Origin of the sequence: Acuticoccus kalidii (assembly GCF_021556395.1) — a bacterium.
In the GTDB taxonomy this organism is placed as follows: Bacteria; Pseudomonadota; Alphaproteobacteria; order Rhizobiales; family Amorphaceae; genus Acuticoccus; species Acuticoccus kalidii.
The window spans coordinates 44,582-60,267 of the sequence record NZ_JAKGCS010000007.1; the positions used below are offsets into that span (position 1 = coordinate 44,582).

General features: G+C 65.5%; 12 protein-coding genes and 1 tRNA gene. 9 read left to right on the forward strand and 4 right to left on the reverse strand.

The features are described from left to right. Positions 1-97 precede the first annotated feature (97 nt). Both L1787_RS03840 and L1787_RS03845 read left to right on the forward strand, forming a co-directional pair. Positions 98-1,204 carry an S-(hydroxymethyl)glutathione dehydrogenase/class III alcohol dehydrogenase gene (locus tag L1787_RS03840; protein WP_235707215.1) on the forward strand — a complete coding sequence of 369 codons (1,107 nt, stop codon included), beginning with the start codon at positions 98-100 and terminating at the stop codon, positions 1,202-1,204. 170 nt (positions 1,205-1,374) lie between these two features. After that, positions 1,375-3,222 (forward strand): ABC transporter ATP-binding protein, encoded by a 1,848-nt coding sequence (locus L1787_RS03845; protein ID WP_235707216.1) that lies wholly within the window; start codon positions 1,375-1,377, stop codon positions 3,220-3,222. Positions 3,223-3,276: 54 nt separating this feature from the next. Here L1787_RS03845 and L1787_RS03850 read toward each other — a convergent pair whose 3' ends face one another. Next, positions 3,277-4,653 (reverse strand): amidase, encoded by a 1,377-nt coding sequence (locus L1787_RS03850; RefSeq protein ID WP_235707217.1) that lies wholly within the window; start codon positions 4,651-4,653, stop codon positions 3,277-3,279. 99 nt (positions 4,654-4,752) lie between these two features. Next, positions 4,753-6,387, reverse strand: a complete 1,635-nt coding sequence (locus L1787_RS03855; RefSeq protein ID WP_235707218.1) for a Na/Pi cotransporter family protein — start codon at positions 6,385-6,387, stop codon at positions 4,753-4,755. Between the two features lie 316 nt (positions 6,388-6,703). On the opposite strand from L1787_RS03855, the gene phnD reads away from it, so the two are divergent. From phnD to phnE (L1787_RS03875), 4 genes are all read left to right on the forward strand, one after another. Continuing rightward, entirely contained in the window at positions 6,704-7,651 is a 948-nt protein-coding gene (gene phnD, locus L1787_RS03860) for a phosphate/phosphite/phosphonate ABC transporter substrate-binding protein (RefSeq protein WP_235707219.1), read from the forward strand. An 83-nt stretch (positions 7,652-7,734) separates the two neighbouring features. After that, on the forward strand, positions 7,735-8,562 hold the full coding sequence (gene phnC / locus L1787_RS03865) for a phosphonate ABC transporter ATP-binding protein (RefSeq protein ID WP_235707220.1): 828 nt from the start codon (positions 7,735-7,737) through the stop codon (positions 8,560-8,562). Next, positions 8,559-9,362, forward strand: coding sequence for a phosphonate ABC transporter, permease protein PhnE (phnE, locus tag L1787_RS03870; protein ID WP_235707221.1), 804 nt, complete (start codon positions 8,559-8,561; stop codon positions 9,360-9,362). The genes phnC and phnE (L1787_RS03870) overlap by 4 nt, the downstream gene beginning before the upstream one ends. 2 nt (positions 9,363-9,364) lie before the next feature. Beyond that, positions 9,365-10,180 (forward strand): phosphonate ABC transporter, permease protein PhnE, encoded by an 816-nt coding sequence (gene phnE, locus L1787_RS03875; protein ID WP_235707222.1) that lies wholly within the window; start codon positions 9,365-9,367, stop codon positions 10,178-10,180. Positions 10,181-10,309: 129 nt separating this feature from the next. Here the strand turns inward: phnE (L1787_RS03875) and L1787_RS03880 are convergent. Beyond that, positions 10,310-10,393, reverse strand: a tRNA-Leu gene (locus L1787_RS03880). Between the two features lie 578 nt (positions 10,394-10,971). Here L1787_RS03880 and L1787_RS03885 point away from each other — a divergent pair. From L1787_RS03885 to L1787_RS03895, 3 genes are all read left to right on the forward strand, one after another. Then, on the forward strand, positions 10,972-13,314 hold the full coding sequence (locus L1787_RS03885) for a sulfatase-like hydrolase/transferase (protein ID WP_235707223.1): 2,343 nt from the start codon (positions 10,972-10,974) through the stop codon (positions 13,312-13,314). Between the two features lie 266 nt (positions 13,315-13,580). Further along, positions 13,581-13,847, forward strand: coding sequence for a hypothetical protein (locus L1787_RS03890; RefSeq protein ID WP_235707224.1), 267 nt, complete (start codon positions 13,581-13,583; stop codon positions 13,845-13,847). A 218-nt stretch (positions 13,848-14,065) separates the two neighbouring features. Next, positions 14,066-15,187, forward strand: a complete 1,122-nt coding sequence (locus L1787_RS03895) for a helix-turn-helix transcriptional regulator (RefSeq protein ID WP_235707225.1) — start codon at positions 14,066-14,068, stop codon at positions 15,185-15,187. Between the two features lie 76 nt (positions 15,188-15,263). Here L1787_RS03895 and L1787_RS03900 read toward each other — a convergent pair whose 3' ends face one another. Beyond that, positions 15,264-15,590, reverse strand: a complete 327-nt coding sequence (locus L1787_RS03900; protein WP_235707226.1) for a hypothetical protein — start codon at positions 15,588-15,590, stop codon at positions 15,264-15,266. Positions 15,591-15,686: the final 96 nt, after the last annotated feature.

Below are 15,686 nucleotides of genomic sequence, written 5' to 3' on the forward strand. Positions count from 1 at the left end.
GGCACGTACACGTTCTTTTCGAGCCCGGCCGCCGACGGGACTTGCGTAGGCCGTCATCTTCGGAGACTTGTCGAAAAGTTCGTGATGGAGGACGACGATGGACGTGCGCGCAGCGGTGGCCTTCGAGGCCGGCAAGCCCCTCGAAGTGACGACGGTTCAGCTCGACGGCCCGCGAGAGGGCGAGGTCCTCGTCGAGGTGATGGCGACCGGGATTTGCCACACCGACGAGTTCACCCGTTCCGGGGCCGACCCGGAGGGGATCTTCCCGGCCATTCTCGGCCACGAGGGCGCGGGGATCGTGCGCGAGGTGGGGCCGGGCGTGAAGTCGGTGAAGGTGGGCGACCACGTGATCCCGCTCTACACGCCCGAGTGCCGGGAGTGCGAATACTGCCTCAACCCGAAGACCAATCTTTGCCAGAAGATCCGCTCCACCCAGGGCGCGGGTCTGATGCCGGACGGATCGTCCCGTTTCTCGATCAACGGCGAGAAGGTGTTCCATTATATGGGCACCTCCACCTTCGCGAACTTCACCGTTCTGCCGGAGATCTCGGTCGCGAAGATCCACCCCGGGGCACCCTTCGACAAGGTTTGCTATATCGGCTGCGGGGTGACGACCGGGATCGGTGCCGTCGTCAACACGGCGAAGGTGGAGCCCGGCTCCAATGTCGTGGTGTTCGGCCTCGGCGGGATCGGCCTCAACGTGATCCAGGGCGCGCGCATGGTCGGCGCGAACATGATCGTCGGCGTCGACATCAACCCGGACCGCAAGGCCTGGGGCGAGAAGTTCGGGATGACCCATTTCGTCAACCCGAAGGAGGTCGGCAACGTCGTCGAGGCGATCGTCGAGCTCACCAAAGGCGGGGCCGATTATTCGTTCGAGTGCATCGGCAACGTCACGACGATGCGTCAGGCGCTCGAATGCGCCCACAAAGGGTGGGGCGAATCGATCATCATCGGCGTCGCGGGCGCGGGTCAGGAGATCTCGACGCGTCCTTTCCAGCTCGTCACCGGCCGCTCCTGGCGCGGCACCGCCTTCGGCGGCGCGCGTGGCCGCACGGACGTGCCGAAGATCGTCGACTGGTACATGCAGGGCAAGATCGACATCGACCCGATGATCACCCACACGATGCCCCTCGAGGATATCAACAAGGGCTTCGATCTGATGCACCATGGGGAGAGCATTCGCGGTGTCGTGATCTATTGATCACAGCGTGACGGGCGAGGCGCGGGCCTCGTCCGGACCAATGGCGGGGCGGCGCGAGGCGCTCCGCCACCGACGGCGCCCGCCGTCACGGTTTGGACACCGATCCTTTCGAAAAGCATCATTCGCTTCGCCTCTTCGGATGACTATATCGGTCGCCTACGGAGGCAAGAATGTTGAGACGCTTCGAGCGGCTGGTGGATCCCTATCCGGCCCGCGAACCCAAGACCCCGCCCGCTAACTTTTTCAACTTCGTGTGGCACTACACGCGGGACGTTTGGCCGTGGGTCGCGCTGACCGCGTTCCTCGCGGTGCTGATCGGCTTCGGCGAGGCCTTTCTCTACGGATTCCTCGGAACGCTGGTCGATTGGCTCGCCGAACGCGACCGCACGACCTTCCTCGCCGAGGAGGGATGGACGCTCGCTTTGATCGGCGCGATCGTCCTCCTTGTTCTGCCGACGCTCGTCTTCTTTCAGACGCTGATCGTCCACCAGACGCTCGCGGGCAATTATCCGATGGTGGTGCGCTGGCTCGTGCACCGGCAGCTCCTGCGGCAGCCGATGAGCTTCTTCAGCGACGAGTTCGCCGGCCGCATCGTCACGAAGGTGATGCAGACGGCGATCGCCGTGCGCGATACCGTGATGCGCGTCTGCGATATCTTCGCCTACGTCACCGCCTATTTCATCGGCATGCTCATCGTCGCAGCGCAGGCCGATTGGCGGCTGATGGTGCCGATGCTCGTCTGGGCCGCCACCTATGGGCTGGCGCTCTATTATTTCGTGCCACGGCTCGGCCGCGCCTCGGAGGCACAGGCGGACGCGCGCTCCACGATGACCGGCCGCGTCGTCGACAGCTACACCAACATCCAGACGGTCAAGCTGTTCTCCCACGCGCGGCGGGAGCGGGACTATGCGCGCGATGCGATGGATGGCTTCCTCGTCACCGTCCACCGTCAGATGCGGCTGATTTCGGGCTTCCACGTCGTCAACTATCTCCTGAACGCCGCGCTCCTCTTCGCCGTCGGCTTTCTCGGCGTGCGCTTCTGGCTTGCGGAGACGATCTCACTCGGCGCGATCGCGGTGTCGGTGACACTGGTCCTGCGTCTCCAGGGCCTGTCCCACTGGGTGATGTGGGAAATGACGATGCTCTTCGAATCGATCGGCACCATCGCCGACGGCAAGACGATGATGTCCCGCGAGCCGACCGTCACCGACCGGGACGCGGCGCCGGCGCTGGTCGTCGACCGCGGGGAGATCGTGTTCGACGGGATCCGCTTCCATTACGGCAAGGCGAAGGGGGTGATCGACCATCTCGACCTCACGGTGCGGCCTGGCGAGAAGATCGGCCTCGTCGGCCCGTCCGGCGCGGGCAAGACGACGCTGATGAACCTTCTCCTGCGCCTTCACGACCTGGAGGCGGGGCGTATCCTGATCGACGGGCAGGACATTGCGACGGTCCGTCAGGATTCGCTGCGCGCGGCGATCGGCGTCGTGACGCAGGATCCGGCGCTCCTCCACCGCTCGATCCGGGACAACATCGCCTATGGCCGGCCGGACGCCAGCGAGGCGGAGATCGTCGAGGCGGCGCGGCGGGCGAATGCGCTCGACTTCATCGCCGGCCTCAGCGACCGGGAAGGGCGCACCGGCTTCGACGCCCATGTCGGCGAGCGGGGCGTGAAGCTCTCCGGTGGCCAGCGGCAGCGGATCGCGATCGCGCGCGTCTTCTTGAAGAACGCGCCGATCCTGGTGCTCGACGAGGCGACGAGTGCGCTCGATTCGGAGGTCGAGGCGGCGATCCAGGAAAGCCTCTTCGCGCTGATGGAGGGCAAGACGGTGATCGCGATCGCGCACCGCTTGTCGACCATCGCCTCGCTCGACCGCCTCGTGGTGCTCGACCATGGCCGGATCGTCGAGGAGGGGCGGCACGACGCGCTTGCCGAGGCGGGTGGCCTTTATGCGCGTCTGTGGTCGCGTCAGTCGGGTGGGTTCATCTCCGACGAGGTGATGGAAGAGAGCGCCTGACGGCCATGAAAGTGACGACGGCGCCGGGTGATCCCGGCCCCGTCGTCGCCCGCATCATGCCCTTGAAAGGGTGTGGCCGAGATGGTGGGCGAGTTCGATCAGGCGATATTCGCTCCACATCGGGCCGAGGAGCTGCACGCTCGCCGGCAATCCGCCGTCCCCGGCCGGCACCGGGAGCGCCACCGCCGGCAGGCCCGACAGGTTCGCGAGGGCGGTGAGGTCGGCCTGATCGACCGGAACCGGGTCGTCATGGGCAAAGCTGCGCTGCGGCGTCGTCGGCAGCATCAAAATGTCGACCGAGGCCAAAGCGGTGATTGCGGCCTGGCCGGCCGTGCGCGCGTTCATATAGGCGCGGGCGAGGCGTTCGGCCTTCATCCGCTCGGTATAACGGACCATCTCGACGAACGCGGCGCCGAACCGCTCGGGCGTCGCCTCGATCGCGCCCGCCATCAGCGCCCACGCCTCCGCCTCGATGATGAGGAGCCCGTCACGCCGCGCGGCCGAGGGCGACCATCCGGCAAGGCGGACCTCGCGCACCTCGGCGAAGCGGCCGATCGCGTCACGGGCGCGTGCGAACGCCTCCCGCGTCGCCGCGTCGAGCGCGACGTCATCGCAGGCGACGATACCGACTGTGAGGCGGCCCGCGCGGCGCTCCAATGCGGGTGTGCGCGCCGCCGGCGGGAGCCAGTCGGGATCGCGCCCATCCTCGGCGTCGAGAACGCGCAGGGTCGTCGCGAGATCGTGCGCGGTCGATGCGAGCGGTCCGATCACGTCGAGCGTCGGCGACAGGTGGGCGATCCCCGTGCGGCCGATCCGCCCTCGGCCCGGCTTCAACCCGTAAAGACCGCAATACGACGCCGGAATGCGCACCGATCCCATGGTGTCCGACCCGATTGCGATCGGCACGATCCCAGCCGCGACCGCGACGGCGGAGCCACCGCTCGACCCGCCGGGCGTATGGCCGGCGGCGAGCGGATTGATTGCGCGGCCATGATGGGGATTGTCGGTCGTCGCGCCGAGCGCGCCCTCGTGGAGGTTCGTCTTGCCGACGATGACCGCCCCGGCCGCCTTGAGACGCGCGACGACGTGGGCGTCCTCGGTGTCCGGCGTGAGGCCGGCGGCACGATGGCCGCCCGTCGTCAGCGTCCCGGCCATGGCGAGATTGTCCTTGATGGCGACGGGGATGCCGTCGAGCGGGCCGAGCGTCTGCCCCTCGGCGCGGCGGCGGTCCGATGCATCGGCCGCGTCGAGGACGCCTTCGCCATGGACGATGAAGGCCCCGGGGGCGGCGCCATGGGAAATGAAGGCGCCGAGATCGGCCTTCTCCGCGATCGCGGCGAGGGCCGCCTCTGCGAGGGCGCGCGCCGTCGTCTCACCGGCGGCGAGGCGTCTGCCGATCTCGTCCGCGTTCGCCGTGCCGTTCCGCTCCATCGCGCCCTCCGTCCGCTCCGTCCCGTGGCGGGACCACCGGGTTGTGCAGAACGGTTGGCGGCGCATCAAGCGCGCGGAGGGTGCAAAATCGCGCGCCGCTCAGTGGGTGAGGGGCTCGCCGGCCGGATCCTTCAAAAGCGGGTAGGCGACCGCCGTCAAATGCGAGTTGATGCGTTGCAGCTCGCGCAGAAGGTCGAGATGGATGCGCGAGGTCGACACGCTGCTCTTCACGCCGCTCGACAGGCGGAAGGCGTGCCGCCGCTGCGATTGCAGCGTATGTTCGCGAAAGCGGCGCTTGGCGGCGACGAGCTCGCGCGCACGGTGCGGATCGCGCGACAGGAAGACCGCCTGCGCATGGCGGAAGATGTCGCTGAGCTCGAGGGTCAGCGCTTCGAGCTCGTGCGCGCCCTCGCGCGAAAACTCGATCCCGGACTTCCGCTTGCGGCGGGCGAGATTGACGATGTTGTGGGTGATGATGTCGCCCACATGCTCGAGGTGGGTGATGAACTCGAACAGCTCGAACCAGCGCTGACGGGCATCCTCGTCGAGCTCGTCGAGCTTGATCGAGGCCATGTAGAGCGTCACCTGGCGATAGAGTTGGTCGACGTCCTCCTCCAGCGATTTGATCCGCTGGTCCGCCTCCGGATCGCGGAAGAGGTCGGAGATGCCGCCGATCATCTCGTAGACCATGTGGGCGACGCGTGACGTTTCGTTGGCGATGTTGAGGAACGCCGTTTCGGGACGCGCGACATCCTCCGGCGCGAGGAAGATGTTTTCGGCCGCCCGCTCGGCGCCGTTCGCCGGCGCAGGCGGCAAGGGCAGGGCGGCCTCGACGATCCGCGCGACGGTGGCCACGAAGGGCAGCATCACGAGCCCGACCGTGAGGTTGAGGGCGAGGTGGGCGATCACGACATGGGAAGCGGCGAACTCGACGATCTGGAGGGACGCGAGCGCCGGCGTCGCCAGGACGAGCGCGCCGAGGGCGACGCCGCATAGGCGCAGGAACACCGCGCCGGCGAGGAGTTGCCGCGCCCGGCCGCCGATCGTCCATCCCGCGATCAGCGCGGGCAGCGCCGCGCCGGCATTCGCGCCGATCACCATCCACAGGCCGCCATCATGCGGCAGCCCGCCGGCCGCGACGAGGGTCGCGATCATGAGGACGATCGCGATCGAGGAGTGGACCATCCACGTGAACAGCGCCGTCATCAGGACGAGCGCCAAGGGCTCGGCGCTCAGAACCTGAATGATCTGCGCGGCGGCGGCGCTCTCGCTGAGCGAGGCGGTCGCGGCGGACAGAAGCTGAAGGGCCGTCAGGATGAAGGCGAGGCCGAGGGTGATCCGGCCGACATGCTTCTGGCCCCGGCCGCTCGCGGAGGAGAAGGTGACGAACCCCACAAAGAGGAGCAGCGGGGCGAGAAGCGCGATGTCGAGATTGAGGATCGTGACCGCGAGGGCGGAGCCGACCTCGGCGCCAAGCGCGGCCGCGATCGCCGCCGGAAGAGCGAGCACCCCGCCAGCCGAAAAGCTCGCCGCCATGAGGATCACGGCGGTGCCCGATTGAAGCGCCATCGCAGCGCCCGCCCCGAGACCGAAAGCCGAAAGCCTGCGGCCGGTCAGAACGGCGATATGCGTTTCGATCTGCGAGCCGAACAATCGCTCGACTCCCGTACGCACGGTGCGAATGCCCCATAAGAGCAGCGCGACGGCGCCGGCGAGGTTGATCAGGGTCTCCACGTCTCACCTGGGTCAGAAATGGGGGAGAACTTCGCGAAAATGCGGAAAACGTCGTGCTCCGCCAGCGACGCGTCGCCACTCCCCGGGAGGTCAATATACGCATTCAGTGCGTCTTTCGTCATCAATTTATGACAACCGGGAGCGGAGTCCAGTCTATCGCGTTGCATTTCCTGCCGCTTTCGCAGATCGGCATGTTTCTTTCGGTCTGGTTTCGTGACAGTTTCGTGACATTCGGGCCGCCAGGGTCTGGCTTTTGGTCAGACACGCTGGCAGGCTTCTGCTAATTCAGCCGCAGAGCTGGACATAGGGAGGTTCTATGAAGCGCATTCTCGCATCCGTTGCCGTTGTCGCGCTGTTCGCGACGCCGGCGCTCGCCGAGTTCAAGTTGGACAGCCGTTATCAGGACAATGACGGCGATCTCGTCGCCGACACGCCGACCGACGAATCCCAACAGATCGATCCGAGCACGCTGATCTTCGCGTATACGCCGGTCGAAGATCCGGCAGTCTACAAAGAAGCCTGGTCCGATTTCCTGACCTATCTCGAAGAACAGACCGGCAAGCGGGTTCAATTCTTCCCCGTGCAGTCGAACGCCGCGCAGATCGAGGCGATGCGGGCCGGGCGCCTCCACATCGCGGGCTTCAACACCGGGTCGAACCCGCTCGCGGTCGCCTGCGCCGGCTTCCGCCCCTTCACCATCATGGCCAGCGCAGACGGCTCGTATGGCTACGAGATGGAAATCATCACCTATCCCGATTCCGGCATCGACACGGTCGAGGATATCAAAGGCAAGGAACTCGCCTTCACGTCCGAAACGTCGAACTCCGGTTTCAAGGCGCCGTCGGCGATCCTGAAGGCCGATTACGGCCTCGAGGCCGGCACGGACTTCGAGCCCGTCTTCTCCGGCAAGCACGACAATTCCGTCCTCGGCGTCGCCAACAAGGACTATCCGGCGGCTGCGATCGCGAACTCGGTCAAGCAGCGCATGATCGAACGTGACGTCGTGAGCGAAGACCAGCTCAAGGTGCTCTACACCTCGCAGACCTTTCCGACGACCGGCTACGGCATGGTCTACAACCTGAAGCCTGAGCTGCAGCAGAAGATCCAGGACGCGTTCTTCAATTTCGACTGGGAAGGCTCGTCCCTCCAGAAGGAATTCGAGCGCAACGGCGAGGCGCAGTTCATTCCGATCACCTTCCAGAAGGAATGGGAGGTCATCCGCAAGATCGACGAGGCGAACGGCGTTTCCTACGACTGCCAGTAAGCCCTTCTTGATGGCGGGCCGGACCGCCCCGGCCCGCCATTTTCGTCTGACCGAACCCGACGACATTTCTGGAGACCGCGACCTTGCTCACCATCGAGGGCCTCACGAAGACCTATAAGACCGGCGACAAAGCGCTCAAGAACGTCTCCGTTTCGGTGCCGTCGGGCCAGGTCGTCGGCCTCATCGGCCCGTCGGGCGCCGGTAAGTCGACGTTGATCCGCTGCATCAACCGCCTCGTCGAGCCGACCTCGGGTGCGGTGAAGATGGGCGACAGCGACATCACGCGCCTGTCGCGCTCCGAACTGCGTCGGGCGCGCCGGCGGATCGGGATGATCTTCCAGGAATACGCCCTCGTCGAGCGTCTGACGGTGATGGAAAATGTCCTGTCGGGCCGCCTCGGCTACGTGCCGTTCTGGCGCTCCTTCACGCGCCGCTTTCCGCAGGAGAGCGTCGACAAGGCGTTCGCGCTCCTCGAGCGGGTCGGCCTCGGCGACCATGCCGACAAGCGGGCCGACGCGCTCTCCGGCGGCCAGCGTCAGCGCGTCGGCATCGCCCGCGCGCTCGAACAGGATCCCGAGCTCCTCCTCGTCGACGAGCCGACCGCCTCGCTCGATCCGAAGACGAGCCGGCAGATCATGCGCCTGATCCTCGAAATTTGCCGCGAGCGCGGCCTTCCGGCGATCATCAACATTCACGACGTCGTCCTCGCCCAGGATTTCACGCAGCGCATTCTGGGGCTGCGGGCCGGTGAACTCGTGTTCGACGGTGCGCCCGACGCGCTCGACGAAGCGGCGCTCACCCGGATCTACGGCGAGGAAGACTGGACCGCGATGCGCCGCCGAAGCGGCGACGAGGAGCCGGAGCACCACTCCGAACGCGAAATGGTCGAGCGTCTCGAGGGGCTTGCATGACGACGACGACGCCGCGCGTCTGGCGCCGGCCACCGATCCTCATCCAGGACAAGCGCTGGCGGATCGCGATCTATGGCGGCCTCGTCCTTTATCTCATCGCCGCGATGGCCTCGATCGAGGTCGACTGGGTGCGTGTCTATACCGGTCTCGAACGCGGTTGGCGCTTCGTCCAGGGGTTCCTTCAGCCGGATTTCACCTCCCGCTGGAGCGATATCAGCCAGGGCCTCGTCGAAAGCCTGACGATGACGGTGACGTCCACTGTCGTCGGCGTGATCATCTCCATTCCGATCGGCATCGGCGCGGCGCGCAATCTCGCCCCGCTTCCGGTCTATGCCGTGTGCCGGGCGATCATCGCCCTGTCGCGCGCACTGCAGGAGATCATCATCGCGATCCTCTTCGTCGCGATGTTCGGGTTCGGGCCCTTCGCCGGCTTCCTGACGCTCTCCTTCGCGACGATCGGCTTCCTCGCCAAACTCCTCGCCGAGGATATCGAGGACATCGATGCGCGCCAGGTCGAGGCCGTCCGCGCAACGGGGGCGTCCTGGTGGCAGCTCGTCAATTACGGGGTCCAGCCGCAGGTGATGCCGCGCCTCATCGGCCTTTCGCTCTACCGGCTCGACATCAACTTCCGTGAATCGGCGGTGATCGGCATCGTCGGCGCGGGCGGGATCGGGGCGACGCTCAACACCGCGATCGACCGGTACGAATTCGATTCGGCCGGTGCGATCCTCCTCATCATCATCGCAATCGTCATGGTCGCCGAGTATGGCTCGAGCACCGTGCGCAAGTGGGTTCAATAACGATGCCGGTCGCCACCATCGACGGTGCGCCTGTCTGGCGTCATCGCACCTCGCGTCAGTCGCTTCTGATCTGGTTCGGCTGGCTGTGCCTCGTCGCGCTGTTCGTCTTCTGCTGGCAGGTGATGACGCGCGACACGATCTGGGCCTTCGTGGAGGACGCGCCGCGCCAGGCCGCCGATATCGGCTCGCGGATGTTCCCGCCGCGCTGGTCCTATATCGAACGGCTTCTCCTGCCGCTCTGGGACACGCTCAACATCGCGACGCTCGGCACCGTTCTCGGCATCATCATCGCCGTGCCGATCGCCTTCCTCGCCGCCCGCAACACGACGCCGAGCACGCTGATCGTCCGCCCGATCGCGCTCTTCATCATCGTCGCCTCGCGGTCGATCAACTCGTTGATCTGGGCACTCCTCCTCGTGTCGATCATCGGGCCGGGCGTGCTCGCCGGCGTCATCGCGATCGGCCTGCGCTCGATCGGGTTCGTCGCGAAGCTTCTCTATGAAGCGATCGAGGAGATCGACGAGAAGCAGGTGGAGGCGGTGCGCTCCACCGGCGCCTCCGGGGCGCAGGTGATCGACTACGCGATCGTCCCCCAGGTGCTGCCCGCCTTTTTCGGCATCGCCGTCTTCCGGTGGGACATCAACATCCGCGAATCGACGATCCTCGGCCTCGTCGGTGCTGGCGGCATCGGCCTTCAGCTTCAAGCCTCGCTGAACGTCCTCGCCTGGCCGCAGGTGACGATGATCTTCGTCGTCATCCTCGCAACCGTCGTCATCTCGGAATGGGTGTCGGCGAAGGTGCGGCACGCGATCATCTGATCGGCCACGCGGTCCCCGCGCGATTGTCGCGGGGCCGCTATCCGCGCGGGGACGGGGCGCCGGTCGCGGCGCCTCATGCCATCTGCGCTGATCGGATGGGGCGCATTGGTCGGATCGGGCGCGCCGACATGGTACGGGCGGCGGGACTCGAACCCGCACGGCTTGCGCCTCCGGATTTTAAGTCCGGTATGTCTACCATTCCATCACGCCCGCATCGGTGAAATTGTTTGGAGTTTTCGCCTTTCGATCGGCGGGGGCAGTCCCGTTCGGAGGCTGTCCGTCACTCTGTCGTTCGGATGATGTTCGGTAGCAGGGCGACGGACGCCTCCGCAAGGCGTCGCCGCCCCGCATTTCGCGCGGCGTGCTCCGCCCCGCCGGGCCCGCTCGCCGCGTGTGTAGCGGTTGGCGTAAGGGGAATAAGGTCGCCCCTTCATGACATCGATCGGTCCCGACAGGCTAGCCGCATAGCCGCCCACTACTTTGTCGCTTTGCTACGCGACCAGAATCCCGAGCGACGGGATAAGCGATAATGCAATCAACGCTTTGATGATTTCTTTTATTTTCATGATCATCTTGCTCCGTCGCCTATATGCATCGTTTGAGAGGGGCAACGTGTACCGTTCGGTGCGCTCGGATACGCAATCGCTTGTCCGCGAGAGCTTTGCTATACTCCCGCCACGGGGTGTGTATCCGCGTTAGGGGGTACAAGAGGATGGACTGACACGCGAGGGGAACGGACCCGCCGCAATGCCGGGCGCAGGCCTGGAGCGGTGCGAACAAGGGAGTCTCCGATGCTCAACCATTTGACCGTATCGGCGATGGCGCTGCTCGCCTTCGGAGCGAGCCACGCCGAAGCTCAGCAATGGCCGGACCGCTCAAAATTGCCCGTACCGCTCGCCCCGTTCGAGGGGACGATCGGCGAGACCTATCAGGATTCCGAACCCGATTGGCAGGAGCCGGTGGCGGCGCCGGACGGTGCACCCAACATCATTGTCATTCTGCTCGACGATGTCGGGTTCGGTCAGACCTCCACGTTCGGCGGGCTCATCCCGACCCCCGCGCTGGACCAGCTCGCTGACGAGGGTCTGCGCTTCACGCGCTTCCACACCACGGCCATTTGCGGGCCGTCGCGCGCCGCTTTGCTCACGGGACGGAACCATCATTCGAGCAGCAATGGCTTCCTGATGGAATGGGCGACGGGTTTCCCGAGCTACTCCACCATGCTGCCGCGCGAGACGGCGACCATCGGCGAAATCCTGAGGGACAACGGCTATTCCACCTGGTGGTTCGGCAAGAACCACAACACGCCGGACTGGGAACAGACCATCACCGGCCCCTTCGACCGGTGGCCGACGGGGATGGGCTTCGACTATTTCTACGGCTTCAATTCCGGTGAGACCCACCAGTATTACCCGGTGCTGTTCGAGAACACGACGCCGGTCGAGCCCGATAAGACCCCGGCAGAGGGGTACCACTTCATGACCGACATGACCGACCGGGCCATCGCGCGGATGACGTTCGCGAAGTCGGTTGCGCCGAACAAGCCCTTCTTCATGTATTTCGCGCCGGGCGCGATGCACGCCCCGCACCACGTCACCGCCGAGTGGCGCGAAAAGTTCGACGGTGCGTTCGACATGGGCTGGGAGGCGTACCGCGAAGACGTCCTGCAGCGGCAGAAGACGATGGGAATCGTGCCGCCCGACACTGTCCTCACGCCGCGTCCCGACTGGGTTCCCGCATGGGACACGCTCACCGACGTGCAGAAGGAGGTCTATGACGATCTCATGGAGAATTTCGCAGGCTACTTCGCCTTCACCGATCATGAGATCGGCCGCCTGCTCGATGCGGTGAAAACGCTGCCGGACGCCGAGAACACGATGGTGATCTATATCGTCGGCGACAACGGCGCCTCGTCCGAAGGCGGGCCGGACGGCACGCTGAACGAGATTATGAACCTCAACGGCATTCCCTCGAACCTTGAGGACATCAGGGCCAATCTCGATAAGCTCGGCGGGCCGCAGTCGGAGCCGCATTATCCGGTGGGCTGGGCCTGGGCGGGGAACACGCCGTTTCAATGGGTCAAACAGGTCGCCTCCCATCTCGGCGGCACGCGCAACCCGATGGTCATCAGCTGGCCGGCGCGGATCCAACACGACGACGCCCCGCGCACCGCCTTCCTGCACCTCGTCGACGTGGTGCCGACGATTCTCGAAGCCGCTCACATTCCGATGCCGCAGACGGTGAACGGGGTCGTCCAGACGCCCCTTGAAGGCGAGAGTTTCTTCGCCAGCTTCGTCGACCCGGACTTCAAGGGCCGTACGCAGCAATATTTCGAGATCTTCTCCAACCGCGCCATGTATGCCGACGGTTGGAAGGCCAACGCCCAGCACACCTTCCCGTGGCGACAGGACTATGCACCCGGCAACTGGGACAAAGACAGGTGGGAGCTTTACAACCTCGATGAGGACTTCTCCGAGGCCAACGACCTCGCCGCCCAGTACCCCGAGAAACTCGCCGAGTTGAAATCGATGCTCGACGAGGCGTTCGAGAAATACGGCGTTCTGCCGCTCGACGATCGCGGCTCCGCGCGTCTTGCGATTGCCAAGCCGCCGGTGCCGGGCGCCGACGAGAATGCCACCACCTTCACCTACTACGCAGGCGCCACGCGTATCGCCGAGCCTGCCGCGCCGCCGATGAAGAACCGCTCATGGACGCTCACGGCGAACGTTACCACCAAGGGGGCGGACACCGACGGTGTCATCCTGGGCTTCGGTGGGATCGCGGCCGGCTTGGTGCTCTACGTCGAGGGCGGCGTGCCGATCTTCGACTACAACCTTTTCGAAAAGCACACCGTGGTGAAGGGCACCGAGCCGTTGGCCGAGGGGGCGGCGGAGGTCACCGTCGACTTCGATTATAAGGGCGGAGCGGGCGAGGTCGGCAAGGGCGCCGAGATCGTTCTATCCGTCAATGGTCGCGACGTCGCGCGAGGTCAGATGGACTCGACCGTCGCCGGCCGCTTCGGCGTCGACACCTTCGGCATCGGCGAGGACACCGGTCAGCCGGTCACCGAGGAGTATGACCCACCATTCCCCTTCACCGGAACGATCGAGAAGGTCGTCGTGGAGGTCCGATGAAGCGGTTCGATCCGTCCGCAACCCCTTGATCGAAAACGCTGCGCCTCTCCGAGCGGCGTTTTCGAGAGAGTGCGAGACATAACCGGAAACCGCGTCGAACACCCAGCGGCCAATCGCTCGCGCGTTGGAGGGCGATGCGATCCTCTCCTGGGCAGACCTATCGCCGCGCAATCTCGTCCTTGCGATTGTGGGCGCGCCTCACTCAAATGCACCGGCCGAGGACGAGACCGGACCCGTCTCGACGGCGGATGTCGCGTGAGGAGACCATGACAGACTTTTCCCGATTCACCGGGCTCACCGAGGCGCAGAAGGCGCTTTTGTCCCTCGAGGACGCGTGCGACAGGGCCGTGATCGAAGGCTTCGCCGGGGCGGACGAGGACACGCTCGCCCGCATCTCCGCCGTGCTCCACTTCTTCGAGGGCGTCCTCGAAGGGGTCTACGACCGACCCGCCGTGCCGAAATATGTCTACGCCTACGTCCCGGCCGATACCGGGTTCGCCTTCATCGAAAACCGAGGCGGGGCGGAGCGATAACGGCGCGCGCGATCGCCGAGGAGACGATGCGGGGGGCGCGCGAGAGGCCGAGGGGAACGAGCCCTCCCAAATAAGACGGCTGGCCGCCGCGGCCAAATTGGGCGATGTGCTGGTCTCACGCGGCGATTTCACGACAATGTGGTCGCATACACGCAATATGCTGTCGCACGAGCGCGGGGGCGCGGCCCGGTTGCGACCCTGCAAGGAGACTTGCCGAAATGAATGTGCCTCAGTTCGATGATGTCGTTCATGATATCTACGGGGTGGCGCTGAGCGCCGAACTTTGGCCGCAGACGCTCGACGCCGTCGCGGCGCTATCCGGGTCGAAAGGGGCGATCCTTTATGTGAAGACCCCCGACGGGTGGACCTTTCCGGTCCATTCGCCGAGCGTGACGCCCGCGCTCGAAGCCTATGTCGAGGAAGGTTGGGAAAGCCGCAATCCTTGGCTTCAAAACCGCTTGGAGGCGGGGTTCCGCATCGGTGACGTCTATCGCGATTTCGATGTCGTTACGCGCGAGGAAATGGACACGAACCCGTTCTATACGGAGTTCCTGCGCCGCTTCGGCCTCGGCCGGCAGATGGTTGCGATCATCTATTCCGAGCTCGGCAATCCGACCTGCTTCGTGGTGCACCGGGAGATGGCGAAAGGCCCGTTCGGAACGGACGAGATGCAGACCCATCTGCGGATCGCGCGCCACCTCGAACAGTCGCTGCGCATCAACACCCATCTCGGGCAACTCTCCTCCGAAAACGCATCGCTGTCGGAGGTGTTCAACACGATGAAGCGCCCCGCCTTCATCGTGGACGGGGACCTCAATCTCAAGAAGGCGAACAAAAAGGCCAGCGAGGTGCTGGGCCGCTTCTTCGTCAACGGGGAGGGGAAGCTGGCGCCCGCCGCCTCGCACGAGACGGAGACGTTGCACTCCGCCGTCCGGCGCGCCCACGACTTTGCCGGGCAGGAGGAGGGGGATCCGAGGCCGATCACATTGTCGAGCAAAGACGGGGACGAGCGGATCGTCGTCTGGAGTGCGCCCCTCGTGGGACATTCGGCGGACGGGCTTGGGCTCGACGCGCCGGGGCGTCACGTCCTGCTCCTCGCGCAACCGCTCAGCGATCAGCAGCGGATCGATCCGACGGTGATCCGCTCGGTCTATGCGCTCACCACCGGCGAGGCGCGCCTTGCATCGGTGCTCGCGGCAGGGCGGACGGTGAAGGAGGCTGCGATCGAACTCGGCCTGGCCGAGAGCACGGCGCGGCTGGTGCTCAATCGCATCTTCAAGAAGATGGGCGTCCACCGGCAACCCGATCTCGTCGCCCGCATCCTCGAACTCGGACGATAGGGCGACGGGACCGGCGGCGGCGAACGAAACCCCGCTTGGAGGCCGCGGGGTTTCTCATCGTCCGCGGCGACGACGCCTAGCGGTGTCGCGAGCGGGCGTTCGTGCTCAGCATCGACCCGACGACGACGCCGGCTGCAAATGCGAGGAGGCCGATCGAAGCCGACACGGTCGCGGCCGTACCGGGGTGCTCGCGCGCCGCTTCCGTTACCTCGTGCGCCTGATGGCGGACATGCCGCGCGACATCGCCGGCGCGCTTGCGCATCTCGTCATAGGTGAATTCAGCGTCCTCCATCGTGTCCGAGGCCTGCGATGCCAGGGACTTGCTAAGCCGACCCACCTCGCGCTTGAGGCTCGAGATCTGCCGTTCGAGGTCGGCTCGGACATCGTCAGTGATGTTTGCCATTTTGGACTCCGCTATCAGGAATACTGACAATTCCAGGACGTCAGTGGAGGTTCCCACCGCGCGCCCTCGCAATCTAGGTGGGGGCGCGGGGCCGAA